General features: G+C 68.5%; 18 protein-coding genes. 8 read left to right on the top strand and 10 right to left on the bottom strand.

The annotated features are described in order from the left end of the window. Window positions 1-5: 5 nt before the first annotated feature. Genes ACFOD9_RS02710 through ACFOD9_RS02695 form a run of 4 tightly spaced genes read left to right on the top strand, consistent with a single transcriptional unit; the run spans window position 6 to window position 4,544 of the window. Entirely contained in the window at window positions 6-992 is a 987-nt protein-coding gene (locus tag ACFOD9_RS02710; RefSeq protein WP_379508549.1) for an acyltransferase family protein, read from the top strand. After that, window positions 973-2,163 (top strand): acyltransferase family protein, encoded by a 1,191-nt coding sequence (locus ACFOD9_RS02705; protein ID WP_379508548.1) that lies wholly within the window; start codon window positions 973-975, stop codon window positions 2,161-2,163. The genes ACFOD9_RS02710 and ACFOD9_RS02705 overlap by 20 nt, the downstream gene beginning before the upstream one ends. 54 nt (window positions 2,164-2,217) lie before the next feature. Next, window positions 2,218-3,717, top strand: a complete 1,500-nt coding sequence (gene gatB / locus ACFOD9_RS02700; protein ID WP_379508547.1) for an Asp-tRNA(Asn)/Glu-tRNA(Gln) amidotransferase subunit GatB — start codon at window positions 2,218-2,220, stop codon at window positions 3,715-3,717. Window positions 3,718-3,740: 23 nt separating this feature from the next. Continuing rightward, the gene (locus tag ACFOD9_RS02695; RefSeq protein WP_379508546.1) at window positions 3,741-4,544 is read left to right on the top strand and encodes a hypothetical protein; all 804 of its coding nucleotides are present in this window, start codon (window positions 3,741-3,743) and stop codon (window positions 4,542-4,544) included. Window positions 4,545-4,567: 23 nt separating this feature from the next. On the opposite strand, the gene ACFOD9_RS02690 is transcribed toward ACFOD9_RS02695, so the two are convergent. Both ACFOD9_RS02690 and ACFOD9_RS02685 read right to left on the bottom strand, forming a co-directional pair. Beyond that, window positions 4,568-4,867 carry a hypothetical protein gene (locus ACFOD9_RS02690; RefSeq protein WP_379508545.1) on the bottom strand — a complete coding sequence of 100 codons (300 nt, stop codon included), beginning with the start codon at window positions 4,865-4,867 and terminating at the stop codon, window positions 4,568-4,570. A 50-nt stretch (window positions 4,868-4,917) separates the two neighbouring features. After that, entirely contained in the window at window positions 4,918-7,791 is a 2,874-nt protein-coding gene (locus ACFOD9_RS02685; protein ID WP_379508544.1) for a M16 family metallopeptidase, read from the bottom strand. 181 nt (window positions 7,792-7,972) lie between these two features. Here ACFOD9_RS02685 and clpB point away from each other — a divergent pair, with 181 nt between their 5' ends. Further along, the gene (clpB, locus tag ACFOD9_RS02680) at window positions 7,973-10,552 is read left to right on the top strand and encodes an ATP-dependent chaperone ClpB (protein WP_379508543.1); all 2,580 of its coding nucleotides are present in this window, start codon (window positions 7,973-7,975) and stop codon (window positions 10,550-10,552) included. A gap of 114 nt (window positions 10,553-10,666) precedes the next feature. On the opposite strand, the gene ACFOD9_RS02675 is transcribed toward clpB, so the two are convergent. After that, window positions 10,667-13,669 (bottom strand): TonB-dependent receptor domain-containing protein, encoded by a 3,003-nt coding sequence (locus tag ACFOD9_RS02675; RefSeq protein WP_379508542.1) that lies wholly within the window; start codon window positions 13,667-13,669, stop codon window positions 10,667-10,669. 274 nt (window positions 13,670-13,943) lie between these two features. Between ACFOD9_RS02675 and ACFOD9_RS02670 the strand changes: the two genes are divergently transcribed. The 3 genes from ACFOD9_RS02670 (at window position 13,944) to ACFOD9_RS02660 (ending at window position 16,256) form a co-directional block, all read left to right on the top strand. Further along, window positions 13,944-14,702 (top strand): TetR family transcriptional regulator, encoded by a 759-nt coding sequence (locus ACFOD9_RS02670; protein ID WP_379508541.1) that lies wholly within the window; start codon window positions 13,944-13,946, stop codon window positions 14,700-14,702. 40 nt (window positions 14,703-14,742) lie between these two features. Next, window positions 14,743-15,612 (top strand): S-methyl-5'-thioadenosine phosphorylase, encoded by an 870-nt coding sequence (mtnP, locus tag ACFOD9_RS02665; protein ID WP_379508540.1) that lies wholly within the window; start codon window positions 14,743-14,745, stop codon window positions 15,610-15,612. Between the two features lie 104 nt (window positions 15,613-15,716). Beyond that, window positions 15,717-16,256 (top strand): MarR family winged helix-turn-helix transcriptional regulator, encoded by a 540-nt coding sequence (locus tag ACFOD9_RS02660; RefSeq protein ID WP_379508539.1) that lies wholly within the window; start codon window positions 15,717-15,719, stop codon window positions 16,254-16,256. 110 nt (window positions 16,257-16,366) lie between these two features. Here the strand turns inward: ACFOD9_RS02660 and ACFOD9_RS02655 are convergent, their stop codons facing one another. The 7 genes from ACFOD9_RS02655 to ACFOD9_RS02625 form a co-directional block, all read right to left on the bottom strand. Then, a complete protein-coding gene (locus tag ACFOD9_RS02655) occupies window positions 16,367-17,371 on the bottom strand; it encodes a type II secretion system F family protein (protein WP_379508686.1) in 1,005 nt (334 codons plus the stop codon). A 19-nt stretch (window positions 17,372-17,390) separates the two neighbouring features. Then, window positions 17,391-18,362: a type II secretion system F family protein gene (locus ACFOD9_RS02650; protein ID WP_379508538.1), complete on the bottom strand. Its 972-nt coding sequence runs from the start codon at window positions 18,360-18,362 to the stop codon at window positions 17,391-17,393. A 69-nt stretch (window positions 18,363-18,431) separates the two neighbouring features. Next, complete coding sequence (locus ACFOD9_RS02645; protein ID WP_379508537.1) at window positions 18,432-19,700, bottom strand: pilus assembly protein CpaE; 1,269 nt, start codon at window positions 19,698-19,700, stop codon at window positions 18,432-18,434. Window positions 19,701-19,703: 3 nt separating this feature from the next. Beyond that, window positions 19,704-20,357: a CpaD family pilus assembly lipoprotein gene (locus ACFOD9_RS02640; RefSeq protein WP_379508536.1), complete on the bottom strand. Its 654-nt coding sequence runs from the start codon at window positions 20,355-20,357 to the stop codon at window positions 19,704-19,706. A gap of 26 nt (window positions 20,358-20,383) precedes the next feature. Beyond that, complete coding sequence (locus ACFOD9_RS02635) at window positions 20,384-22,087, bottom strand: type II and III secretion system protein family protein (protein ID WP_379508535.1); 1,704 nt, start codon at window positions 22,085-22,087, stop codon at window positions 20,384-20,386. Window positions 22,088-22,091: 4 nt separating this feature from the next. Further along, entirely contained in the window at window positions 22,092-23,141 is a 1,050-nt protein-coding gene (cpaB, locus tag ACFOD9_RS02630; RefSeq protein WP_379508534.1) for a Flp pilus assembly protein CpaB, read from the bottom strand. 86 nt (window positions 23,142-23,227) lie between these two features. Continuing rightward, window positions 23,228-23,728 (bottom strand): A24 family peptidase, encoded by a 501-nt coding sequence (locus tag ACFOD9_RS02625; protein WP_379508533.1) that lies wholly within the window; start codon window positions 23,726-23,728, stop codon window positions 23,228-23,230. Window positions 23,729-23,859 lie beyond the last annotated feature (131 nt).

Genomic DNA, 23,859 nt, shown 5'->3' with positions numbered 1-23,859 from the left:
GGACGGTGAGCGCGGGATCGGTCGCTCCGGCTCGGTCCGTTCATCATCCGGACCTTGATGGCCTGCGCGGCGCCCTGGCGCTGGGCGTGGCCCTGCTGCATCTGGGCATCAATAGTTTCACGATGCGGGCGCTGGGCTGGAAGGGACCGGTGCTTGGCCTCGGGGTCGATGTCTTCTTCGTGCTGAGCGGCTATGTCCTGACCCGGGCCACGGCGCCCACCAGCCCGCTTGGCCTGTTCGCCCTGCGCCGGTTCCTGCGCCTGGCCCCGGTGTTCTACGTGACCACGCTGGGGCTGGCGCTGGTCATTCGGCAAAGCCCCGAATCGCTGGAAACGGTGATGGGCGCGCCGGTCATGGGCCGCGATCCGCTCAACTTTCCGGCCTGGAGCATCTGCTGGGAGTTCTACCTGCCGCTGTTGGCGCTGGGTGCCGCCAACCTGGGGCTGCGGGTTCCGGACAAGGCGGTCCGGCCCTTGCTGGCGTTGTGCCTGGTCGCGCTGGGGCTGGTCGACCGCGAGGTGGCGGCAGGTGGCAACCAATACCTGATGCGCGCCCTGTTCGGCCTTGCGGCGGGGCACCTGCTGTGGCGTTCACGGCTTGCGTTGCCGGTGCGCCTGGAGATCCCCTTCGTCGTGCTCATCGGCGCCATGGCGCTGGCTCCGGACTGGCCTGGCGCCGCCGTGGTCCTGCCGTTTGCCGCGGCGGCCTGCGTGCTGGCGGGGGTCCATGGCGGATCGGTGTTCGGATCTGCCCCGTTCCAGTTCCTGGGCACGATATCCTATACGCTCTACCTGGTGCACGTGCCGGTGCTGCGGGCGGCCCAGGCCGTGCTGAGCGATGGGGTCAATGCCAATCCGCCGGTCAAGCTGGCCGTGCTTGTTGCCAGCCTGATCCTCGCCTGGCTGCTGACCGTGGCGGTGGAGCGCCCGTTCATCCGGCTTGGCGGACGGCTCAAGGCGCTGGCGACCGCCGGTGCGCCGCAGCGGGCATGATGGCCGGCGGGCGATGACCGCCGCCGGGCGCCTCCGCTTCGCGGCGCTCGATTCGTGGCGCGGGCTGGCGGCGCTGGGCGTGGCTTTCCATCACGTTTCCGGCACGGCGCCGCTGCTGGCCAATCCGTTCCACGACAACCTGTCGCGCGGGGTCGATTTCTTCTTTGTCCTGTCGGGCTTCGTGATCGCCTTTTCCTATGGCGACCGGCTGGCGCGGGGCTATTCCATGGCTCGCTTCCTGCTGCTGCGCTGGGGCCGGATCTGGCCGCTCCATGCCGCGATGGTGCTGGCCTACCTGGTGCTGGAGTGCGGGCTGCTGGCTGCCTGGCCGACGGGCGGGCCGGGGGGCGGGCCGGGCGGCAGGATCCCCTTCACCGGGCCGCGCGACCTGGCCGCGCTGCCGGCCTCGCTCCTGCTGGTGCAGGACTGGATCTGGCCGGGGCGCGATCTGTGGAACGTGCAGAGCTGGTCGGTCTCGGTCGAACTGGCGCTCTATATCGTGGCCGCCCTGGCCTGGCGCGCCCTTGGCCGGCGGGCGCTGGCGCTGGGTGCGGGCTTCGCCCTCGCGTTGGGTCTGGCCGATCTGGGGGGCGCCGCGCCCTTGCCCGATCACTTCCTGCGTGGCCTGATCGGCTTCGGGCTTGGCATGGGCTGCTGGGCGCTGTGGCCGCGCCTTGCGCCCAGCGGGCCGGCGCGCGGGGTGGGCAGCGTGATGCCGGGGCTGGTCGAACTGGGCCTTGTGGTGGTCGTCGTCATCCTGATCGCCCGCGATGCCCCGCTCCTGCCGCTGGACCTTGCCTTTGCCGCCATGGTGCTGGTGTTCGCGCGCGAGCAGGGCGCGCTCAGCGCGCTGCTGCGGACCGCGCCGCTGCGCTGGCTGGGCGTGCTTTCCTATGGACTCTACATGGTCCACGGGCTGGTGTTTGGGCGGATCTTCGATGGCCTGGCTCTTGCCCAGCAAAGGCTGGGCGGACAGTGGGTGGCAGCCGCCCCTGGTGGCGAGGCGCTGCTGCTCCTGCCGGCCCTGCCGTCCGCGCTGTTGGTGGCGGTGATGATGGCCGTGGCACTGGCCTGCGCCTGGCTGGCCGGGCGGCTGATCGAGTGGCCCGCGCGCAACCTTTCGCGCCGCATTGCAGGTTCGATGGGGCGCCTGGCCTCGGTCGCTGCGTGACCCTGTGCAGCTTCCCCCTTTTCTCTTGGCCCTTGCGGCCCTAACGGAGCTGTCATGAGCACCGCATATCGCATCCAGGGCGCCACGGGCGAATGGGAGGTCGTGATCGGCCTTGAAGTTCACGCGCAGGTCGTTTCCAAGTCCAAGCTGTTTTCCGGCGCCTCGGCCACCTTCGGGGCCGAGCCCAATTCCCAGGTGAGCCTGGTCGATGCGGCCATGCCCGGGATGTTGCCGGTGCCCAACCGGGAATGCATCCGCCAGGCGGTCCGCACCGGCCTGGCGATCGACGCGCAGATCAACAAGTGGAGCCGGTTCGACCGGAAGAACTATTTCTACGCCGATCTCCCGCAGGGCTACCAGATCAGCCAGCTCTACCACCCGCTGGTGGGCGAGGGGCACATCGACATCAGCCTCGATGACAAGAACCCCGAAGCCGACGTGAAGCGCATCGGGGTGGAGCGCATCCATGTCGAGCAGGATGCCGGCAAGCTGATGCACGACCAGCATCCGACCATGTCCTATGTCGATCTCAACCGTTCGGGCGTGGCGCTGATGGAGATTGTCAGCCGCCCGGACCTGCGCTCGCCGGCCGAGGCCGGAGCCTATCTCCGCAAGCTGCGCGCGATCCTGCGCTATGTGGGATCGTGCGACGGCAACATGGAGGAAGGCTCCATGCGCGCCGACGTCAACGTGTCGGTGAGGAAGCCTGGTGACGAATTCGGCACCCGGACCGAGACCAAGAACGTCAACTCGGTGCGCTTCGTCATGGCCACCATCGAGCATGAGGCCAGCCGCCAGGTCGACGTGCTGGAGAGCGGGGGCAAGATCGTCCAGGAAACCCGCCTGTTTGATCCCGACACCGGCACCACCCGCTCGATGCGGAGCAAGGAAGACGCGCACGACTATCGCTATTTCCCCGATCCCGACCTGCTCCCGCTGGAGCTGGACGATGCTTTCGTGGAAGCCTGCCGGGCGAGCCTGCCCGAGCTGCCCGACGCCAAGCGCCACCGCTATGAAAACGCGCTGGGCCTCACGCCCTACGTGGCCGGGGTGCTGACCGCCGAGGTGGAAACCGCGCGCTGGTTCGAGGCGCTGCTGGCCGAGGCCGCCGCCAGGCAGGGCAAGGGCGAGGACGGCGTGGCCAAGCAGGCGGCCAACTGGCTGACCTCGGAATTCTTCGGCGCCTTGAACCGCATCGGCCGCAGCCTTGAAGACAGCCCGGTTTCGCCCGCGCAGGCCGCCGAGCTGCTGGCGCTGATCGGCAATGGCACGATCTCTGGCTCCATCGCCAAGCAGGTGCTGGAAAAGATGCTGGAGAGCGGAGACGGCGCGGAAGCGATCGTCGAGCGCGAGGGGCTGAAGCAGGAGAGCGATACCGGCGCGATCGAGGCCGTGGTCGCCAAGGTCCTGGCCGACAATGCCGACAAGGTGGCGCAGTACAAGGGCGGCAAGGAAGCCCTGTTCGGCTTCTTCGTGGGCCAGACGATGAAGGCCATGCAGGGCAAGGGCAACCCGCAGGTGGTCAACGAGCTGCTGAAGAAGGCGCTGGGCTGATTTCGCGAACGGGGGGCTGACGGATGCGGAGGGGAACAGGGGCGCTGGCCATGGCGCTGGCGCTTGGCGCGGCGACGGCGGCGAATGCCCAGTCGTTCGATAACCGCAGCGTGATGGCCCTGCACCGGGCCGGGCTTGGCCCCGACGTGATCATCGCCAAGATCAGGGCACTGCCCTGCAACTACGATACGTCGACCGAGGCGATCATCGCGCTGAGTTCGGCCGGGGTGGCGCAGGATGTCATCGTGGCGATGGTCGACAAGTGCACCGGCTCATCGCGGGCGCAGGGCGTGAACAATGCCTCGGCCGATCCGCTGGTCAAGCACGCGCCGGGCATCTACCTGCTGGAAAGCGCCCAGCCGGCGAAGATGACCATGCTGCGCCCGGCCGCTTCGGCAGGGCTGAAGGTCACCGGCAACGGAAGCATCCTGTTTCCGCTGATGGCCAAGTTGACGGTCACCCAGGCCCAGGCCCAGACCGTGATCCACGGCTCGCGGCCAACCTTCTACTTCTATTTCAACGCCGACGATGAGAAGGTGAACACGTTCGGGACCGTGGGTTCGGCCGCCGCGCAATCGCCCAACGAATTCAGCCTGGTGAAATTCCGGGTGGACAAGAATACCCGGCAATTCGTGGTCGGCAGGGTTCAGCCCTATGTCGAGGTGGTCGGCGTCGATCCGAAGAATACCCTGCCCTTCGATGCCGAGGACATGGGCGACGGGATCTTCCGGATCCAGTTCGCGGCCGACCTGCCGGCGGGCGAATATGCCTTCGTGCTGCCCGGCGGCAAGACGAGCTTCCGGATTTACGACTTCTCGATTCCGTAATCGCTGCCGCCGGGCGCCCGATTTCAGCCCTTGCGGGTGCCTTCCAGTGCCATGGAGCCGAAGGCGCCGGCATTGACGCTGCCTTGAATCGCATCGCCGCTGACCGTGGCGGTGCAGGTCAGCGCGATCGGCATCGGCTTGGTCAGGCTGACTTTCCAGGTGAGCGTATCGCCGGCAACGGCGCCGTCTTCGATGCTCGCATCGCCCATCGGGCTGGTGAACTGGCCGGTGAAGGTGCTGCCATCGGGGACGACCGTCATCGTGCCGGTCTGCGGCCCGATCGGGGTCTTGATGGTGACTTCGTAGGTGCCGGCAACGCTCATTTCGATACTCCCTGATGCGCGGCCAAAGGTTGCCGAGCCTTCGGCCCCTGTCAACCGCCCGGCGCGGGGGCATAGGTGATCGGCAGGCCGAGGCCGGTGAGCTGCGGGGCGATCACCTTGCGGTCGCCCACCACCACGAAGGTCAGCCCCTGCGGTCCCAGCCAGCTGCGCGCGGCGGCATCGAGCGCGGCGGCATCGATCGCGCGGTAGCGGGCCGGCAGCGTGGTCACATAGTCGTCAGGCCGGCCGAGGCGCTGGTTGGCGACGATCGCCTGGAGGACCTGGGCATTGGTTTCATAGCGGTTGGGCAGGCCGCGGATATTGCCGTCGGTGACGCGGGTGCGTTCGTCCGGGGTGACGGGCCTTGCCGCCGGAAAGGCCGCGATGTCGGCCAGCAGCAGGCGGATTGCATCGCCGGTACGGTCGGCCTGCACCGGGGCTGCAAGGCTGAAGCTGCGCTGGCCCACCGGGCTGGAGATGGCCGAGCGCACGCCGTAGCTCCACCCCTTGTCCTCGCGCAGGTCGAGATTGAGCCGCGAGAGGAAACCATTGCCGAGAACCTCGTTGGCCAGATCGAGCGCCTCGTGGTTCTGGTCGCGGCCGGTGAGGGGGAGGACGCGGCCGGCGAGGATGTAGGACTGCGGCGAGTTGGGCCGATCAAGGACGAGGATCCGGGCGGCGGGCGCGGGGATCGGGGCGGTGAGCGGCTTGGCCGGGGGCGGCGCGGCGGGCGCGGTCCAGGCGCCAAAGGCCTGTTCGAGCAGAGGCAGCAGCCGGTCCATCGTGACATCGCCGACCACGGTGATCCGGGCAAGATCGGGGCGCAGCCAGCGGGCATGGGCGGCGGCCAGCGCCTCGGGGGTGAGGGCGCTCACCGCGCTGGCCGTGCCGAGGCCATCGGCGGGCAGGCCATAGGGGTGGTCCGGGCCGAACAGCAGCGGGGCGAGGGTGCGCCAGGCGAGGGCGCCGGGGCTGGCCTCGGCCTGGGCCAGTTCGCTCAGCCGCTGGTCGCGGACCCGGGCGACATCCTCGGCGCGGAAGGCGGGATTGCGGACCAGATCGGCCATCAGGGCGAGCGAGGGGGAAAGGTTGGCGGTCAGCGCATCGAGCGTGACCACCGAGGAATCCAGCCCGGCCTGGGCGCTGATCGTGGCGCCGAGGCGCTCCTGGTCCTCGGCGATCCGGGTGGCATCGCGCGTGGCCGTGCCTTCATCGAGCAGGGCGAGCATGGCGCCTTGCGTGCCGGGCGCATCGAGCCGGTCGGCCGCGGTGCCGGCATCGAAGCTGATCGAGACCAGCACCTTGGGCACGGCGGTGCGGCGGGCAAGGGTGACTGCCACGCCATTGGACAGGGCGGCCCGTTCCAGCGCGGGGAAGGCGAGATCGCCCACCGGGGCGACCTCGGGAATGGCGCGCTTCGGCCCCTGCTTGACCGCGGACACGGGCTTCTTCGGGTCTTTCGGGCGGGGCGGGGCGGCGCCTTCATCGCCCCAGCCGCCCATCTGCTCGCCCTTTTCGGTGCGCGTGCCGGGCACCACGGCGAGCGCGAAGGCGGGCCGGCCGAGCCACTTGGCCAATGCGGCCTGGACCTGCGTCGGGGTGAGCGCGGCAATGGCCGCGAGGTCGCGGCGGAACTTTTCCGGATCGCCCGAATAGAGCTGGCCCTCGGCCAGGGTCGCGCCCTTGCCGGAAAAGCCGCCGACCTGTTCGAGCGCGCCGATCTGGGCGCTGGCGAGCCGCGTGGCGGAGCGGCGGACCTCGTCGGCGGTCGGCCCTTCGGCCACCAGCCTGGCGATGACTGCATCGAGGGCGGCTTCGGCCCGGGCGCGATCGACGCCGGGCTTGACGTCCATCGAGGCCTGGAGCTGGCTCACCGCTTCGAACTGCTGGGCCGAGGCGGTGACTGCCACGGCGATCTGCTGGCCGCGCACCAGCGCATTGTCGAGCCGGGAGGAGGCAAGGCCGCCAAGCACGTCCATGCCGACCATCAGCGCCGGGCCATCGGCATCGTTGAGGCCGGGGCCGCTCCAGTTGCGGGTGAGCCGCAAGGTGGGCACCTGGTCGGCCATGTCGCGGCTGGCCGGCGCGGGCAGGGTGACCGGCGCGGCGGCGACCGGGCTGACCGGCGGGCCGGCGGGAATGGCGCCGAACCACTTTTCCACCAGCGGGCGGGCCGTGGCCGCATCGATGTCGCCGGTCAGCGCGAGAACCACGTTGTTGGGGGCATAGTGATCGCGGAACCACGCGCGCACGTCGGCCAGGGTTGCCGCATCGAGATCGGCCATCGAGCCGATGGTGGAGTGGCGATAGGGGTGGCCGACCGGGAACAGCCCTTCGCCGATCGCATATTCGGCAAGGCCATAGGGCTGGTTGTCGCCCTGGCGCTTCTCGTTCTGGACCACGCCGCGCTGCTTATCCAGCTTGGCTTGCGTGACCGCGCCGAGCAGGTGGCCCATCCGGTCCGCCTCCATCATCAGCGCCCGGTCGAGCGCGCCGGTGGGGACGGTTTCGACATAGTTGGTGCGATCGTACCAGGTGGAGCCGTTGGTGGGGGTGGAGCCGGCACCTTCCAGCGGCACATCGAAGGAGGGCACGTTTTCCGAGCCGCCGAAGAACAGGTGCTCGTAGAGGTGGGCGAAGCCGGTGCGGCCCTTGGGTTCGTTCTTCGAGCCGACGCGATAATAGGTGGTGACGCCGACGATCGGCGCCTTGCGATCGGTGTGGACGAGAACGGTGAGGCCGTTGGCCAGGGTAAACTTCTCGTAGGGGATGGAAACGGCATCGACCAGGGCGGAGAGCGGCGCGGGCTGGGGTTCGGCCGTGGCGACGGGTGGGGCAGGGGCCGCTGCCGGCGGCGCGGGGCGCGGCTGGGCGGCGCAGGCGGCGAGGACGAGTGCGGCGAGCGGGGCGGAGAAGCGGTGCATGACGGATGTCTAGCATCGCTGCCGGTGCGCGCCAGTGCCGGCAATTTTTGCGCCTGCGATCAGACTCTTGCGGAACGTCAAAGCATGACCAGATTGGGCCGGGCATAAAAATCACGGGCGAGGAACTTGTGTTGCCAAAGTGCAACACTATCTCTCCACCAACAGGAGGCGAGACACCCACATGAATCTCGAAAAGTTTACCGATCGGGCCAAGGGTTTCCTTCAGGCCGCGCAGACCGTTGCGATCCGCAAGAGCCACCAGCGCATCGCGCCCGAGCATCTGCTGAAAGCGCTGCTTGATGATGACCAGGGCATGGCCGCGCAGCTGATCCAGCGCGCCGGGGGCAATGCGAAATTTGCCAACGACGAGGTCGAGAAGGCGCTGGGCAAGGTTCCGGCGGTTTCGGGCGGCGGGGCGCAGGCGACGCCTGGCCTCGATAACGATGCCGTGCGCGTGCTGGACCAGGCCGAGCAGCTTGCCGCCAAGGCGGGCGACTCTTTCGTGCCGGTGCAGCGGATCTTGCAGGCGCTGGCGCTGAGCACCGGCGCGGCCGGGCAGGCGCTGAAGGCGGCGAACGTGGATGCCAAGGCGCTGGAGGCGGCGATCCAGGAGGCGACCGGCGGGCGCACGGCCGATTCGGCTTCGGCCGAGGAAAGCTATGATGCGGTGAAGAAATATGCGCGCGACCTCACGCAAGCGGCGCGCGACGGCAAACTTGATCCGGTGATCGGGCGCGACGAGGAAATCCGCCGCACGGTGCAGATCCTGGCGCGGCGCACCAAGAACAACCCGGCGCTGATCGGCGAGCCGGGCGTGGGCAAGACCGCGATCGCGGAAGGCCTGGCCCTGCGGATCGCCAATGGCGACGTGCCCGACAGCCTCAAGGACCGCGCGCTGATGGCGCTCGACATGGGCAGCCTGATTGCGGGCGCCAAGTATCGCGGCGAGTTCGAGGAGCGCCTCAAGGCCGTGCTCGACGAGGTGAAGGGCGCCGAGGGCCAGATTATCCTGTTCATCGACGAGATGCACACCCTGATCGGCGCGGGCAAGGGCGAGGGCGCGATGGATGCGGGCAACCTCCTGAAGCCCGCGCTTGCGCGCGGCGAGCTGCACTGCATTGGCGCGACCACGCTCGATGAATACCAGAAGTATGTGGAGAAGGACCCCGCCTTGCAGCGGCGGTTCCAGCCGGTGTTCGTGGGCGAGCCGACGGTCGAGGATACGATCTCGATCCTGCGCGGGCTGAAGGACCGCTACGAATTGCACCACGGGGTGCGGATCACCGATGGCGCGATCGTGGCGGCGGCGACGCTGTCCAACCGCTACATCGCCGACCGCTTCCTGCCCGACAAGGCGATCGACCTGATGGACGAGGCGGCCAGCCGCATCCGCATGGAAGTGGAGAGCAAGCCCGAGGAGATCGAGAAACTTGACCGGCGGATCATCCAGCTCAAGATCGAGGAGCAGGCGCTGGGCCGCGAGAGCGACCAGCCCAGCAAGGACCGGCTTGCGGCCCTGCGCGAGGAGCTGGCCAACCTTGAGCAGCAGAGCTCGGAACTGACCACCCGCTGGCAGAACGAGCGCGACAAGATCGCGGCGGAAGGCAAGATCAAGGAACAGCTCGACGCCGCGCGGGTGGAACTGGAGCAGGCCCAGCGCCAGGGCGACTATGCCAAGGCCGGCGAACTTTCCTATGGCCGGATCCCGGAGCTGGAGCAGCAACTGGCGGCGGCGCAGGGGGCTTCGGGCGACGGCGCCCTGCTGCGCGAGGAAGTGACCGCCGATGACATCGCCGGGGTGGTCAGCCGGTGGACCGGGGTGCCGGTCGACCGGATGATGGAGGGCGAGCGCGAGAAGCTGCTCCGCATGGAAGAGGTGATCGGCGCGCGGGTGATCGGCCAGAAGGACGCGGTCACCGCCGTGTCGAAGGCCGTGCGCCGCGCCCGGGCGGGGCTTCAGGACCCCAACCGGCCGCTCGGCTCCTTCCTGTTCCTTGGCCCCACGGGCGTGGGCAAGACCGAGCTGACCAAGGCGCTGGCCGGCTTCCTGTTCGACGACGACGCCGCGATGGTTCGCATCGATATGTCGGAGTTCATGGAGAAGCACGCGGTGAGCCGCCTGATCGGCGCGCCTCCGGGCTATGTCGGCTATGACGAGGGCGGCGTGCTGACCGAGGCCGTGCGACGGCGCCCGTATCAGGTGGTATTGTTCGACGAGGTGGAAAAGGCCCATCCCGACGTGTTCAACGTGCTGCTCCAGGTGCTGGACGATGGCCGGCTGACCGACGGGCAGGGCCGTGTGGTGGACTTCACCAACACGCTGATCATCCTCACCTCGAACCTGGGCAGCCAGTACCTGGCCGGGCTTGAGGAAGGGCAGGACGTGGAGAGTGTCGAGCCGCAGGTGATGGAAGTGGTGCGCGGCCATTTCCGGCCCGAATTCCTCAACCGGCTCGACGAGATCATCCTGTTCCACCGCCTGGGCCAGGAGCACATGGCGCCGATCGTCGACCTCCAGGTGGGCAGGGTGCAGAAGCTGCTCAAGGACCGCAAGATCACGCTCGACCTCAGCGATGCGGCCCGGCGCTGGCTGGGCCGGGTGGGCTACGATCCGGTCTATGGCGCGCGGCCATTGAAGCGCGCGGTCCAGCGCTATTTGCAGGATCCGCTGGCGGAAAAGCTGCTGGGCGGCCAGATCCCCGACGGCGCCGCGGTGCGGATCGACGAGGGCGAGGGCCAGCTGGCGATTTCGGTAGCCTGAGGCACTAACCCATCTCTCGCCGGGAGGGGGCGAGATTGTCGGTTGCGATACAGACGAAGGGCCGGAGAGCTTGCGCTCCCCGGCCCCTCTTTTGGTGCAGCTTTCCGCGGAGGCTCAGAACGCGGCGCTTGCACCAACCTTGACATAGCGGCCCATGACCCCCTGCCAGTAGGCGATCACCCCGCCGCCGGCCGGCGAGGGGAAAGGCGGTTTCGTGTCGAACACATTCTCGACCGAGAGGCGAAGGGTGAACTTGTCCTGCACCGTGAAGCGCGCGCCGGCATCGATGAAGGCGACGGCATCGCGGTGGGGCAGGTCATAGGTGCCGGCGGCGGCATCCATGTCCACCTCGGCCGGGCCGATGTACTGCATCCGCAGCCAGCCGCCGACCGACCGGGTATCGGCCGCCAGGGTGCCGGTGGCCTTGTGCTTCGAGTTGCCGATCGCGCCAGCCAGGTGCGTGATCGCGCCATCGCCGATGCGGGTTTCGAGCCGGTCGGTATACTGGTACTGCGCGTCCAGCGTGATCCGGCCGTCCTGCCCGAGGAACGGCGCGCCGATCCGCCACGAGGCATCGACCGCGAGGCCGCTGTAGCGGGTGGAGGCGGCGTTGATGAAGCCGGTGCGGAGGGCGGTGACCTGGCCGGCGGCATTGCGGGTGAACTGGCCGCAGGCCGAAGGGGCCGGGTAGCTCGTGGAATCGTAGCAGGCTTCCAGCACCTGGCGCGCCGTGGCCGAGATGATCGCGTCCTTCAGGCGGATGTCGAGCCAGTCAACGGTGAGCGCGAAGCCGGGCACCATGCTCGGGGTGAGCACCAGGCCCAGCGTCCAGCTGTCGGCGACCTCGTTCTTCAGCGCGCGGTTACCCGAATTGATGCCGAGCACGCCGGTGGTGACGATGTTCGAGATCAGCGTAGTCGGCACCCCGGCGGCGGCGCAATTGGCTGCGCGCACGGCGGGGTTGGGGCCGCTGGCGAGGAACCGCGAATCGCACGGATCGTTGCCGGTGAGGAAGGCCTGGCTGGCCGGATTGAACAGTTCGGTGACCGCTGGCGAACGGATCGATCGGGTGAAATTGCCGCGCAGGGCCACGTCGGGCACCGGGCGGAAACGCGCACCGGTGGTCCAGGTGAAGGCGCCGCCCGCGGTCGAATGATCGACATAGCGGCCGGCGGCGTTGACCTCGACCTGCTCGATGAAGGGCAGACGCAGTTCGCCGAACACTTCGTTGGTGTGGAAGTGCCCGCGCACCGCATCTACCGGGGCGGAGCGGCCCCACGACACCCGCGCCACGGTGGGATCGGGGCTGACGACCTTGCCGAACAGGAAGGCATCGGGATCGAACTGCGAATGCTCGTAGCGGTGTTCGTAGCCGACGACCACGCCGGCCGGTCCGCCGGGCAGGTCAAACAGCGAGCCGCGCGCCGAGGCGGTTGCCACCCACTGGGTGTTCTTCGACTTGGCCGTATAGGCGGCGCTGACATAGTCGAGCGTGGCCTGGCTGTTGGTCTGACCGAAGGGGTTGAAGGCCGAGCAGGTGGGGTTGATCGAGGCCAGCGGCGAACTGGCGCCGGTGCAGCCGGCCAGCGCGTTCTGGAAATTCTGTTCGAGGAGCTGGCGGCCCTCGCCGGTGTTGACCATGCGCCCGTAGGTGGAGCTGACCTCCCATTGCCATTCGCGGCCGGCAAGGGCGAAGCTGCCATCGACACTGCCGACCAGGCGATAGAGCTCGGTGGTGGAAGTGGCGCGGCCGCTCACGGCATCGGTGCTGGCGCGGCCAAGGTAGAACACGCTCGGCCGCGGATTGCCGGTGGCCGCGGTGATCGACGAGGCGATCGTCGCGCGGTCGGCGGCGGAGAGGAAGGGGTTGCTCAGCGGGATGGCGAGATAGCCGTTGACCGTGCCGAGGTTGCCGAAGGCCAGCGAATTGTAGGCCGGATCGGTCCGCAGCGTGGTGCCGCGCGAATTGGCATAGGACAGGCCGACATGGGCGGTGATCCCGTCGGTCAGCCGGTAGCGCGCCTTGACCATGCCGACATAGCGGCGCAGCGGGGTGAGCAGGCTGGTGGCATTGGCGGCGTTGTAGCCGTCGCCGCCGGCCGAGGTCAGCGGCGAGCCGCTGGCCGTGCCCAGATCATAAGGCACCAGCTGGCCGGTGGCGTTGAAGCCGAGCGTTTGGCCCTGGGCATTGCGGATGTCGAAGCTGCGCCCGGACACCTTGAGGCCGGGGACGGTCAGCGGGAAGGCCACCGGCACGCCATATTCCGAGAAGGCCGAGATCCGCATATTCGGCACGTAGACGTTCTTGAACGCCGAGGTGCCGGTGACCGGCGGCAGGTAGGTCGGGCCATCGCGGGTGACCTCGCGGTCGCTGGCGAGCAGGCCGTCGCCTTGCGTATATTCGAAGCTGGCGACGACCGAGCCGCGCCCGCCGGCAAAGTCGGTTCCGGCCAGCACGCCGAGGCGGTACTGGGCGGCGTCGCCGTGGTCGGACAGGCCATATTCGCCATCGAGCTTCAGCCCCTGAAACTGGTCCTTGAGCACGATGTTGACCGTGCCGGCGATGGCATCGGAGCCGTAGATCGGCGCGCCGCCGACCGACATGGTCTCGATCCGGTCAACCATCAGGGTCGGGATCGTGTTGAGATCGACCTGGCTGCCCGGATCGCCCGCGCCGAACACCGAGGCGCTGCTGGAACTGATCGAGCGGCGGCTGTCGAGCAGCACCAGGGTGCGCTGCGAGCCGAGGCCGAGATAGTCGATGAAGGTCTGGCCCGAGCCGAACGGTCCGGACTGCGCGCCGATCGGGCTGCTGGCCCCCGGCGTGGTGAAGGCAAAGGCCGGCGAGCGCTTGAAGCTTTCCTGGAGCAGCACGTCGCCCGAGCGTTCGAGCGCGGAGGCCGGGGTCACCAGGGTCGGGACGGTGGCATCGGCGCGCAGCCGGGCGAGGCGCGAGCCGGTGACCACGATGGTATCGGCGGCCGGGGCTTCCGAGGCAGGGGTTTCGGCAAGCGGCGCGGCCGGGGCTGCGGTCGCTTGCGCGAGCGCTTGCTCGGCTGCCATGCAGGCCAGCAGCGACACGCCCATTGCGGCCAGCCGGATAGTCTTGCGCCCCATCGTCTTTGCGTTCCCTTGTCTGTTGCCGGGTTGATCTGCCGGCGGTTGCGTGCGGCCCTGCCGCGCGTTCTCAAGGGGGAATGTAGCGATCCATGGTAAATGAAGGATAAACATTCGGCGGCGGATGCCTGCGGAGCCGCGCGGCGCGATCGGCTGGCCTCGCACGTCGCATTTGACCGCGGCCACCCACCACGCCTATTTAACCGCCCGATTAAGACACAGGGAGTTGCCCGAGAATGGCTTGCCGGTCGAACCCGGGATCGGGACGGCAGTGATGGACAGGTTCCTGCCGGTTGGCGCGGGCGCCGATGATGCCGATGCCGCGCATCCGGGCGATTGCGCGCCGGAAGGGCCGCAGCCTGGCATGATGGCTCCTGACGGCACGCCCTCCGCTGCCATGGTTCCCGATGAGGCCGGCGATGCCCGCACCCAGTTGCTGGATGCGGCCAGCGCAATCATGTGCCAGGGCGATATCGAGGATGTCTCGCTGTCGGAGCTGTCGCGCCGTTCGGGGCTCAATTCGGCGCTGGTGAAATATTATTTCGGCAACAAGGCCGGCCTGCTGCGCGCCTTGATCGACCGGGAGTGGAGCGCGCGGGTCCGCCAGGTGGAAACCCTGCTGGCGCGCGACTTCGATCCGGAAACCAAGCTGCGTATCCACATGGCCGGCGTGGTCGACAACTTCTTCCGCCAGCCCTACACCCACCGCCTGCTGCTGCGGATGATCCGCGAGAGCCAGCCGGCCGAGGCCCGGCGGCTGGCTGACAGCTACCTCAAGCCGATGCTGAACGCCTATGCGGCGCTGATTGGCGAGGGCGTGGCCAGGGGTGTGTTCCGCCCGGTCGATCCGCAACTGTTCTACTTCACCGTGATCGGCGCGGCCGACCGGTTCTTCACCGCGCAACTGGCGCTGCGCTATTGCTCGGACACCGAAGTTCTCGACGCCACCCTGCTTGATGAGGGCCTGCGTGACCGCTATCGCGCCCACCTCAACGATTTCGTCGTCGCCGGCATTCTCGTGCCCAGCGCCTGAGCGCGGCGGGCGACCGGCGGTTCTATTTGAGGGGGTGGGCATGGCACGCGGCTGGCATATCGGCATCATCGGCGGCTCGGGCCTGGCCGAAGGCGTCGGGCTGGACGAGGCCCAGGAGATCCCGGTAGCCTCGCCGTTCGGTGAGCCTTCGGGGCCGGTGATCACCGGCACGCTGGGCGGGGTGCGGGTGACCTTCCTTGCCCGCCACGGCGCCGGGCACCGCCTGCCGCCCTCGGCGATCAACTATCGCGCCAATATCGACGTGCTCAAGCGCTGCGGGGTGAGCGACGTGCTGGCGCTGAGCGCGATCGGTTCGCTGCGCGAGGAGCTGGCGCCGGGGCAGTTCGTGGTGGTCGACCAGGTCATCGACCGGACCGCTGGGCGCGAAGGCTCGTTCTTCGGGCCGGGGCTGGTCGCCCATGTGGGCCTGGCCGATCCGGTCTGCCCGCGGCTGGCCGCCCTGGCGGTCGAGGCGGCGCGCGGCGCGGGCGCGGTGGTCCATCCCGCTGGCTGCTATGTCGCCATCGAGGGGCCGCAGTTCTCGACCCGCGCCGAAAGCCGGATGTATCGTGAATGGGGCGCCGACGTGATCGGGATGACCGCCATGCCCGAGGCGCGCCTCGCCCGCGAGGCCGAGCTGCCCTATGCCGTGCTGGGCATGGTGACCGACTACGACAGCTGGCGCGACAGCGCGGCCGGGGTGGAAGCGGCCGAGGTCTTCGCGGTGATGCGGGCCAATGCCGAGCTTGCCCGCGCGGCGGTGCGCGAGCTGGTGGCCCGCCTGCCGGCCGAGCGGACCGCCAGCCCGATCGACACCGTGCTCGACCATGCGCTGGTCACCGCGCCGGAGGCCCGCGACCGGCGCCTGGTCGCCTGGCTCGATGCCGTGGCCGGCCGCGTGCTGGGGTGATCGCGCCGGACTGTGGCAAGGGTTCCACGGATCGGGAAAATTCCGCCGATCCGGGCCGGTTTGCCCTTGCCAAACGATAGGGAGGCGGGCAGCGGACGGCGATTATGACTGCCCCCAATTCGCCGCTCTCCGACTTCCTCCCCTATCTCCTTTCGGTCACCGCGAGCGCCGTCAGCGATCGCATCGCCGAGGAATACCGCGCCCGCTTCGGCATCCGCATTCCCGAATGGCGGGTACTGGTGGTGCTGGGCGATGCGGGGCCGCGCACCCAGCGCGACCTGGTCCGCGCGACCCTGATGGACAAAGTGGCGGTGAACCGCGCGGCCAAGGCGCTGGAAGCGCGCGGCCTTGCCGTGCGCCGGGCCAATACCCGTGACGGGCGTTCGCATCATCTCGAACTGACCCCGGACGGGCGCAGCGTCCACGCGCGGATCATGCCGCTGGCGCTGGAGATGGAGCGCGGCATCCTGGGCGCGCTCGACGAGGAGGAGCGGCGCACCCTGGTCCGCCTGCTTGGCCGGGTGCGGCAGGGAGCCGAATTCAGCCCGGCGGGCGAAGCAGGTGCCGGGCTGACTGCGGGGCCGGTGGACGGCTTGGCGGATGGGGCGGCGGATGGGGCGACCCGGCAGGACATGGCCGCCTGATCCCGCCTACCGCCTGATCCTGCTTTGCCGCTGAATGCGAAAAGGGCCGCCGGGGATTGCCCCGGCGGCCCTTTTGCCGCGTTCGGCCGGTGTGGCCTGCTTGGTCTGGCCTACTTGCTCTGATTGGCGAAGGCGTCGGCGATCGAGCAGCCGGCCGGGCCGAGAATGACGATGAACAGCACCGGCAGGATGAACAGGATCAGCGGCACGGTCATGATCGCGGGCAGGCGCGCGGCCTTTTCCTCGGCGCGCATCATGCGCTCGTTGCGGAATTCGGCCGAGAGCACGCGCAGGGCGCTGGCCAGCGGGGTGCCATAGCGCTCGGTCTGGATCATCGTGGTGACCACGCCCTTCACCGCATCGAGATTGACCCGGTAGGCCAGGTTTTCGAAGGCCATGCGGCGCTCGGTCAGGAACGACAGCTCGATCGCGGTGAGGGTGAACTCGTCGCCCAGTTCCGGATAGGCCCGGCCCAGTTCCTTGGCGACGCGGCCGAAGGCGGCATCGACGGTGAGGCCCGCCTCGGCGCAGATCACCATCAGGTCGAGCGCATCGGGCAAGCCCTTGCGGATCGCGTCGGTGCGCTTGGAGGCAATGTTGCTGAGGTAGAGTTCGGGCGCCTTGTAGCCCAGGATCACCGCGGCCGCGAAGCCCATGAAGCGCTTGGTGCTGCCCCAGTCGGGGAAGTAGTTGGCCCAGTAGATCACGGCGGCGGCAACCAGGCCGAAGACGATCGGCAGGACCAGCCGGCCGAAGATCACCGCGACCGCATATTCCTTCTTGCGGATGCCGGCATAGGCCAGCTTCTGCTGGATGTCGTGGATCTGGCTGTCCTGGAGGACCTGGAGCTTGCCGAGGATGTCCTTGAGCCGCTCGGTGGTCTGGTTCTTGCGGACCAGGCTCTGGCGGCGGCGCGCGCCACTGGTGACGATGCCCGCCTTGAGCTGTTCGCGCCGCTCGTTGAGTGCCTTGACCCGCTTGGCCATCGGATCGCGGACGGTGACGGCGGCATAGATCGCCAGCACGACCGCGAGCGCGGCGACGCCGGCCAGGATCGAGCCGACGAGGATCACGTCGACGCCGAGCAGCGTGGGGTGAGCGGCCTGGGTGGTCATCATGGTCTTGTTCCCCCGCTCAGATCTCGAAGCTGACCATCTTGGCCATGATGAAGGCGCCGATGCTCATCCACACCAGGCCGCCGCAGCCGGCGACGATCAGCCGCTCGTCCTCGAAGAACTTGTGGACGTAGCCCGGGTTGACCCACCAGATCAGGCCGAAGACGATGAACGGCAGCGAGCCGACGATATAGGCCGAGGCCTTGGACTCCGAGCTCATCGCCCGGATCTTGAGCTTCATCTGCGCGCGCTTGCGAAGCACGTCGGACAGGTTGGAGAGCGTTTCGGCGAGGTTGCCGCCGGTCTCGCGCTGGATCGCGAGCGTGATGCAGAAGAACTGGAACTCGGGCGTGGCGAGGCGGTCGGCGGTTTCCTGGAGGGCATCCTCCATGGTCTTGCCGATGCGGATGCGCTCGGTCACCAGCTTGAATTCCTCGCCCACCGGGCCGGGCACTTCGCCCGCCACGACGCCCAGCGTCTCGGTGACCGGCAGGCCCGAGCGCAGCCCGCGCACAAGCAGTTCGATCGCGTCGGGGAACTTGGTGGTGAAGGCGTCGATCCGGCGCTTGATGAAGAAATTGACCAGCATATGCGGCAGGCCGAGCCCGATCACCGCGCCGACGAACAGCGACAGCAGCGGGATCCCCGACTTGAGGTAGATCAGCAATGCGATCCCCAGGCTGAGGCCGATCGAGGCATAGATGTAGTTGGTGATCGACCAGCCCATGCCGGTTCGGTGCAGGCGCAGTGCCAGGGCCTCCATGCGCGAGCCGGAGCCGGCGATGCGGTGGGCCTGGGGTTTGCGCGCGGCCACCGCCTTCTTGAGCTGGGCCTCGACCTTGTCGGTGGCGTTCTCGGAATGGCGGAAGCGCAAGGCCTGGAGCCGGCGGGCCTGTTCCTTCTGGGGGTTCGGCCCCAGGAACGCGCCGACGCCCATCGCCAGAACGGCGGCACCGCCGGTCGCGACGACCATCAGTTGCATCGTGTTCATCGGGCAGTCTCCGGGCGGTCAGGCATGGTCATGAACGGCAGGTGGGGCAGGCGGGGGAAGGCCCGGCGCTCAGGCCGGTGCCTTCTCCTTCTTGGCGAGCAGGCCCTTGAGGTCGAACTTGCCGAGCAGCGACTTCTTGCCCGCGGCGGCGGCCTCGGCGGCATCGCTCACCCCGGTGATTACCTGGGCAATCTCGCGCACCACGGCGCCGGCCTTGGTGGTGCGGTTGGCCTCGGCGAAGGTCTGCCCGAGCTTGGCGGCATTGGTCACCGACTTCAGGTCATAGGGGATCTGGTAGGAGACCTTGCGCTCGATCGAGGCCTCGAAGTCGGCCTTGCTGATTTCCTGCGCGGCGGTCTGGACCTTGTTGACCACCACGAAGGTCTGCACGTGGGCCGCATTGGCCTTGAGCCAGGAGAGGATGCGGATCGCATCGCGCGCCGAGGACAGGGTATATTCGGTTGCCAGGACCACGCAGTTCACGTCCGCCAGCAGGTGGGGGAAGTTGATCAGCATATTGCGCGGCAGGTCGATGACCGTCATCTCGAAGGCCTGGCGGAATTCCTCCTCCAGCTGCACGAAAGCCGAGCCATCGGTCATCAGCGGCGAGTTGATCGGCGCCTCGGCCGAAAGGATCGCCAGGTTGTCGTTGGCGCGGATCATCGCGCGTTCGATGAACAGCCCGTCGATGCGGCTCGGGTTCTCGATCGCGTCGGTCAGGCCGCGGCCCGGCTCGAGGTCGAGCGTGAGCGCGCCGGTTCCGAAGTGCACGTCGAGATCGAGCAGCGCGGTCGGCAGCTTGTGGTCGTTGGAGAACAGCCAGGCCAGCGAGGTCGCCAGCAGGCTGGCGCCGACCCCGCCGCGTGTGCCCACGACCGCGGTCGAGATGTGGCGCTTGGCCGAATTGGAATCGTGGGCCTTGGGCTGGGTGAAGATCGCCTGGGCCGAGAGCAGGGCATCGCGCACCTGGCCGGCCGAGAGCGGCTTCAGGAGGTAGTCCTGGATGCCCGAGGCCACGAGATCGCGGTAGAGCCGCACGTCGTTGACCTGGCCGATGGCGATGACCACCGTGCCCGGTTCGCACACTTCGGCGAGCGCGTTGATATCGTTGAGCGGATCGCCGCTTTCCGACAGGTCGACCATCAGGATGTTCGGGCTGGCGGTGATCGAGAGCGACTGGACCGCATTACGCAGGCCACCCTTGTTGCACTTCTCCGGCTGCCAGCCCATCTCCACGACCACGGGGCGCAGCGCGTCGAGCGCGGCCTCGTCGCAGATGAAGGCGGCGAAGGGGTCTCGGTTGTTGCCGGGCATCCCGGCCTTCCACGGCGCGTTCATTGATCAGTTCCCCCCGGTGGACTGGGCCTTGGCCTGGCCGGCCGTGGCAGAGCGTTCACGATAGGCGTCGATCGCCTTGTTCGAACTCATGACGACCGTCTGGCCTGAGCCGGTCGCGCCGTGGATCAGGTGCTCCGGATCGGCGACCATGGCGGCCAGGTTGCCGTTGACCGCGCAGCCGTAGCCGTGGCTGGTGGCATTGGCGAAATTGGTGTCGGCGTTGTTGCCCCAGTCCGGGCAGCCCGGAACCGAGGCCACGGCGCGGACCACGACCACGCGGGCAGTGCCGGCATTGACATAGCCCTGGGTGACCGGCGTGCCCTCGCTCAGCAGCATTCCGAAGCGCGCGGCCACGGCTTCCACCGCGGCGCGGGTGGCGCCGCTGGCGAGCGGATCGTCGATGAACACCTTGTCGCCGTAGCGCAGGTTCATCGCGTCGAACCAGCCGGCGAGGCGCCGCTGCTCGGGCAGCGACAGGCCGCCGGGACCGGTCGTCAGGTCGAGCACGTAGTTGGTCTTCTCGACCACCGGCTGGTGGACGCTCTCGAGGCCGCGGTTGGTGGCCATGCCGCCGCAGCCGGCGAGCGCGAGGCCCAGCGAAAGCGCGAGGGCGGCCGGAACCTTGGTCAGGATCTTGGTGTGCATGGCAATGCTCATGGGAGTCCTCATGGGTCTGGCCTCTCTCACTTCAGGCTGAAGCCGGGCTGGGCCGCCGGGTCCGCCTTGACGGGCTTGCCGGGCTTGGCGGGGGCGGCGCTGGCGAGCGCGGGCAGTTCGGCGCCGGTCGCCGGGGCGGCATCGCCTTCGTTCTGGCCGATCCGCGGCGTGGGCGGCGTGGCCGCCTGGGTCGCGGGCGCCTGGCTCGGCTTGGGCCGGTCGCGGCCGGAGTGCCCGGCGCTTTCCATGTTACCGAAGATGCGCTGGACATCGTTGGGCGCCTGGTAGCCATCGGTCGGCAGCTTGATGTCGTTGGCGTCCACCGGGTTGACCAGGTAGGGGGTTACCACGATGACCAGCTCGGTCTCGCCGCGCTTGAAGCCGGTGGAACGGAACAGCGCGCCCAGGATCGGCACGTCGCCCGCACCGGGCAGCTTCTGCACGGTGTTGCTGGTCGAATTGCGGAGCAGGCCGGCGATCATGAAGCTCTGGCCGGAACCCAGCTCCACGGTGGTTTCGGCGCGGCGCGTGGTGATCGAGGGCACGTCGTAGCCGCCCTGGCGCACCGATTCGCCCAGTTCCGACACTTCCGGCCGCACGCGGATGGAAATGCGGCCATTGGCGAGCACCGTGGGGGTGTAGCTGAGGCTGACGCCGTACTTCTTGAATTCCACCGAGGTGGCTGCGTTCGCGCCCTGGCTGACCAGGTAGGGGAACTCGCCGCCGGCGAGGAATTCGGCGGTTTCGCCCGAGATCGCGGTGAGATTGGGCTGGGCCAGGGTGGTAACGAGGCCCGCGGTCTCGCCCGCATCGAGCGTGCCGAGCAGGTTGAGGCCGAACAGCTTGCCGGCCCCGGCCAGCGTGGTCACGCCGCCACCGGCGGGCGTGACCGCGGTTCCGGGCGCGACGATCCGGGGATAGAGGGTCGGGTTGGTCCCCAGGGGGTCCAACGGGTTGGCGTAGGTCGTGGCGACCGACGCACCCATGCCCAGGGCGCCGGGGTATCCCGGCAGGCCCGTGCTGATCGTGCCGACCGTGCGGCCCTGGCCCAGGCCGAACTGGAACCCGCCGGTCCCGTCGATCGTGGTCAGGTTGCTCGACATCGACTTGACCAGGCTGCGGTTCACCTCGGCGATCCGCACCTGGAGGTTGACCTGGAGCGGGGTCGCCATCCGCAGGCGGCTGATGACATTGGTGGACTTGCCCATGAAGGCTTCCACCAGGCGCTTGGCCTCGGCGGCGTCTTCCGGCGCGGCGACCGTGCCGGTGAGCAGGACCGTGTCCGAACCGAAGGTGGAAATCGAGATCTTGGCTTCGGGCATGGCCACCCGCAGCATCTGGTCGACGCTATCGATGTTGGAGCCGATCCGGACATTGGCCGACCAGATCACGTTGCCGGCGCTGTCGCTGGCGTAGATCGTGGTGACCCCGCCCGACTTGCCCATCACGTAGAGCTGGTTGGTCGCCTTGATCTGCACGTCGGCGACCTTGTCGTCGGCGATGAACACGTCGGCCATGCGACCGGGGACCGTGATCAGCTGGCCGCGGCCGATCGAGATCGCGATGTCCTGCGAGGGACGGGTCACGGCCTGGGCGCTGAGTGGCGCCGTGGCCAGGGCCGCGGGGAGGACGATGCCGGCCCCAGCGGCGAGGAGGGTGATGGCCAGTCGGTTCTTCATCTGGATGCCCTTTGCGTGGCCGGTGGCGTGGCTGGAATTGCGCGGCGTCATGGCCTTACCTCCCCGCCTGTTCGACGGTGGTCGTCTTGCCGCGGGTAACGCGGACCGACGGACCCGACTGGACCGGGAGCGGACCGCCCAGGCCCGGAGCGGCCGAGGCCACGGCCTTGACCATCGAGCCCAGCGCGTTGCCCATGGCCTCGCCGAAGCTCTTGGGTTCGGCCGGCTTGCCCATGGCCCGGCGCTGGAAGCGCGAGACGTCGCCGCCGGTCTGGAAGGTGGTGGAGCTGTCGACCGGGCGGTTCATCGCCTGGCTGAGCAGGCGGTCTTCCTCGGCCTTGGAGGCGCCGGCCGGCAGCTTGACCTGGCCGCTGGCAACCGCCTTCTCGAGCTCCGACTGATTGTCGGCGATCGAGCGCAGCGAGAGGCTGAGCTGGCCCAGCTTGTCGGCGACCGCGATCTTCTCGGCCAGCTTGGGGTTCACCTCGATGGTGACCAGGCCAAAGTTCGAGACGACCGTCTTGCCATCAACCACCTTGGTCTCGGTCGACTGATCGGTGGCGAGAACGCGCAGGTTGCGGATGATGGTTTCGGCGACGTTGAGCGGGAGGCCGCCATCGGCGCCCTGCGGGCTGACCGTCTGGGTCAGCATGAGGTCAACATGGTCGCCCGGGAAGACGAAGCCGGCAACGCCCGAACGGCCCGAGACCGAGATCGTAACCGCGCGCATACCCGGCCCGAGCGCGGCGGCCAGGAAGCCGCGGTCGCCGGGACGAACCAGCGCGCCCTGGGTGACCGGCTGGCCGGCCGTGACCGGGAAGCGGACCACGGTGCCGAGCAGCTTGTTCACGTCGGCCTCGCCTTCGATGAAGTAGGCGTCCTTGACCATGTCCTTGGGCCAGGCCTGGTAGCTGATCGCATCCTGGGTGATGATCGTGCCCACCGGCAGGGCGCGCTGGGCGACCAGCACCTTGGGTCCCTGGGCCTGCTGGGCCGCTTCGGCGGCGGGAGCAGCGCCCCCACCCAGCATACTCCGGGCGGCAAGCGCCGTGCCGATCGCGACGACCAGCGCCCCCAGCAGCAGCATGAGCTTTCTCTTGTCCATGGCTATCGAAGCCCCCCTAAGGATCGGACCAGGTCAGTTTGGTCCCGAATAAGATCCAAGTTTCGGTCAAAATGGTTAAGATTGGGTCACCCGAGATGGGCGGCCGGAATTGTCGCCTGAAGTGCAGGCAGGGATTTCACGTAAACGGTCAGCAAGGCGGCGGCGCAGATCGCCACGCCGTAGGGAATGGCGATCCGGCCGGTCTGGCGGCGCGTGACGTGCCAGGCGGCAAAGACGATGGTCAGCACGCCGCCGATCACGCTCATCACCACCACCAGCCAGAGGAAGTGTTCGGGCCGGATCCACAGGGCCAGCGCGGCCAGCAGCTTGACGTCGCCGCCGCCCATCATCCGCATGGCGAACAGTGCGGCAAGGATCACGAAGGCGAGCGCTGTCACGCCCAGTTGCCAGGCCACGCCCGGCCACAGGTCCAGCCCGCTCGCCCACCAGAAGGCCGGCGCGGCCAGTGCGATCGCGGCGTTGAGCCAGTTGTCGATCTGGCGGCGCTTCAGGTCGGTGAAGGCCGCGGCGAGCAGGCCGATTGCCAGCACGGCCAGCAGTCCATAGGTAAGCAGTTCGCTACGCAAGATCGGTCCCCGTGCCCCGGTACTACGCTTGCATCCCTGCCACGGCAGGACTTACCAAAAAGTAACCAACCGCTTGAGGGTCGAATTAGGTATGCAACCGGGTGCGGGATCGCTGGAGGGCCATTCGCCAC

The organism is Novosphingobium bradum (assembly GCF_042646485.1).
GTDB lineage: Bacteria > Pseudomonadota > Alphaproteobacteria > Sphingomonadales > Sphingomonadaceae > Novosphingobium > Novosphingobium bradum.
Note: the sequence above shows the minus strand (reverse complement) of the source record. Positions and strands in the feature narration are given on the sequence as shown.

Bases quoted from the DNA above. Each gene is read 5' to 3' on its own strand.
- ACFOD9_RS02695 (WP_379508546.1), top strand. From the start codon at position 3,741: ATGCGGAGGGGAACAGGGGCGCTGGCCATGGCGCTGGCGCTTGGCGCG.
- ACFOD9_RS02660 (WP_379508539.1), top strand. From the start codon at position 15,717: ATGACTGCCCCCAATTCGCCGCTCTCCGACTTCCTCCCCTATCTCCTT.
- ACFOD9_RS02690 (WP_379508545.1), bottom strand. From the start codon at position 4,867: ATGAGCGTTGCCGGCACCTACGAAGTCACCATCAAGACCCCGATCGGG.
- mtnP (WP_379508540.1), top strand. From the start codon at position 14,743: ATGGCACGCGGCTGGCATATCGGCATCATCGGCGGCTCGGGCCTGGCC.
- ACFOD9_RS02640 (WP_379508536.1), bottom strand. From the start codon at position 20,357: ATGAGCATTGCCATGCACACCAAGATCCTGACCAAGGTTCCGGCCGCC.
- ACFOD9_RS02655 (WP_379508686.1), bottom strand. From the start codon at position 17,371: ATGACCACCCAGGCCGCTCACCCCACGCTGCTCGGCGTCGACGTGATC.
- ACFOD9_RS02635 (WP_379508535.1), bottom strand. From the start codon at position 22,087: ATGACGCCGCGCAATTCCAGCCACGCCACCGGCCACGCAAAGGGCATC.
- cpaB (WP_379508534.1), bottom strand. From the start codon at position 23,141: ATGGACAAGAGAAAGCTCATGCTGCTGCTGGGGGCGCTGGTCGTCGCG.
- clpB (WP_379508543.1), top strand. From the start codon at position 7,973: ATGAATCTCGAAAAGTTTACCGATCGGGCCAAGGGTTTCCTTCAGGCC.
- ACFOD9_RS02670 (WP_379508541.1), top strand. From the start codon at position 13,944: ATGGACAGGTTCCTGCCGGTTGGCGCGGGCGCCGATGATGCCGATGCC.
- ACFOD9_RS02645 (WP_379508537.1), bottom strand. From the start codon at position 19,700: ATGAACGCGCCGTGGAAGGCCGGGATGCCCGGCAACAACCGAGACCCC.
- ACFOD9_RS02675 (WP_379508542.1), bottom strand. From the start codon at position 13,669: ATGGGGCGCAAGACTATCCGGCTGGCCGCAATGGGCGTGTCGCTGCTG.
- gatB (WP_379508547.1), top strand. From the start codon at position 2,218: ATGAGCACCGCATATCGCATCCAGGGCGCCACGGGCGAATGGGAGGTC.
- ACFOD9_RS02650 (WP_379508538.1), bottom strand. From the start codon at position 18,362: ATGAACACGATGCAACTGATGGTCGTCGCGACCGGCGGTGCCGCCGTT.
- ACFOD9_RS02685 (WP_379508544.1), bottom strand. From the start codon at position 7,791: ATGCACCGCTTCTCCGCCCCGCTCGCCGCACTCGTCCTCGCCGCCTGC.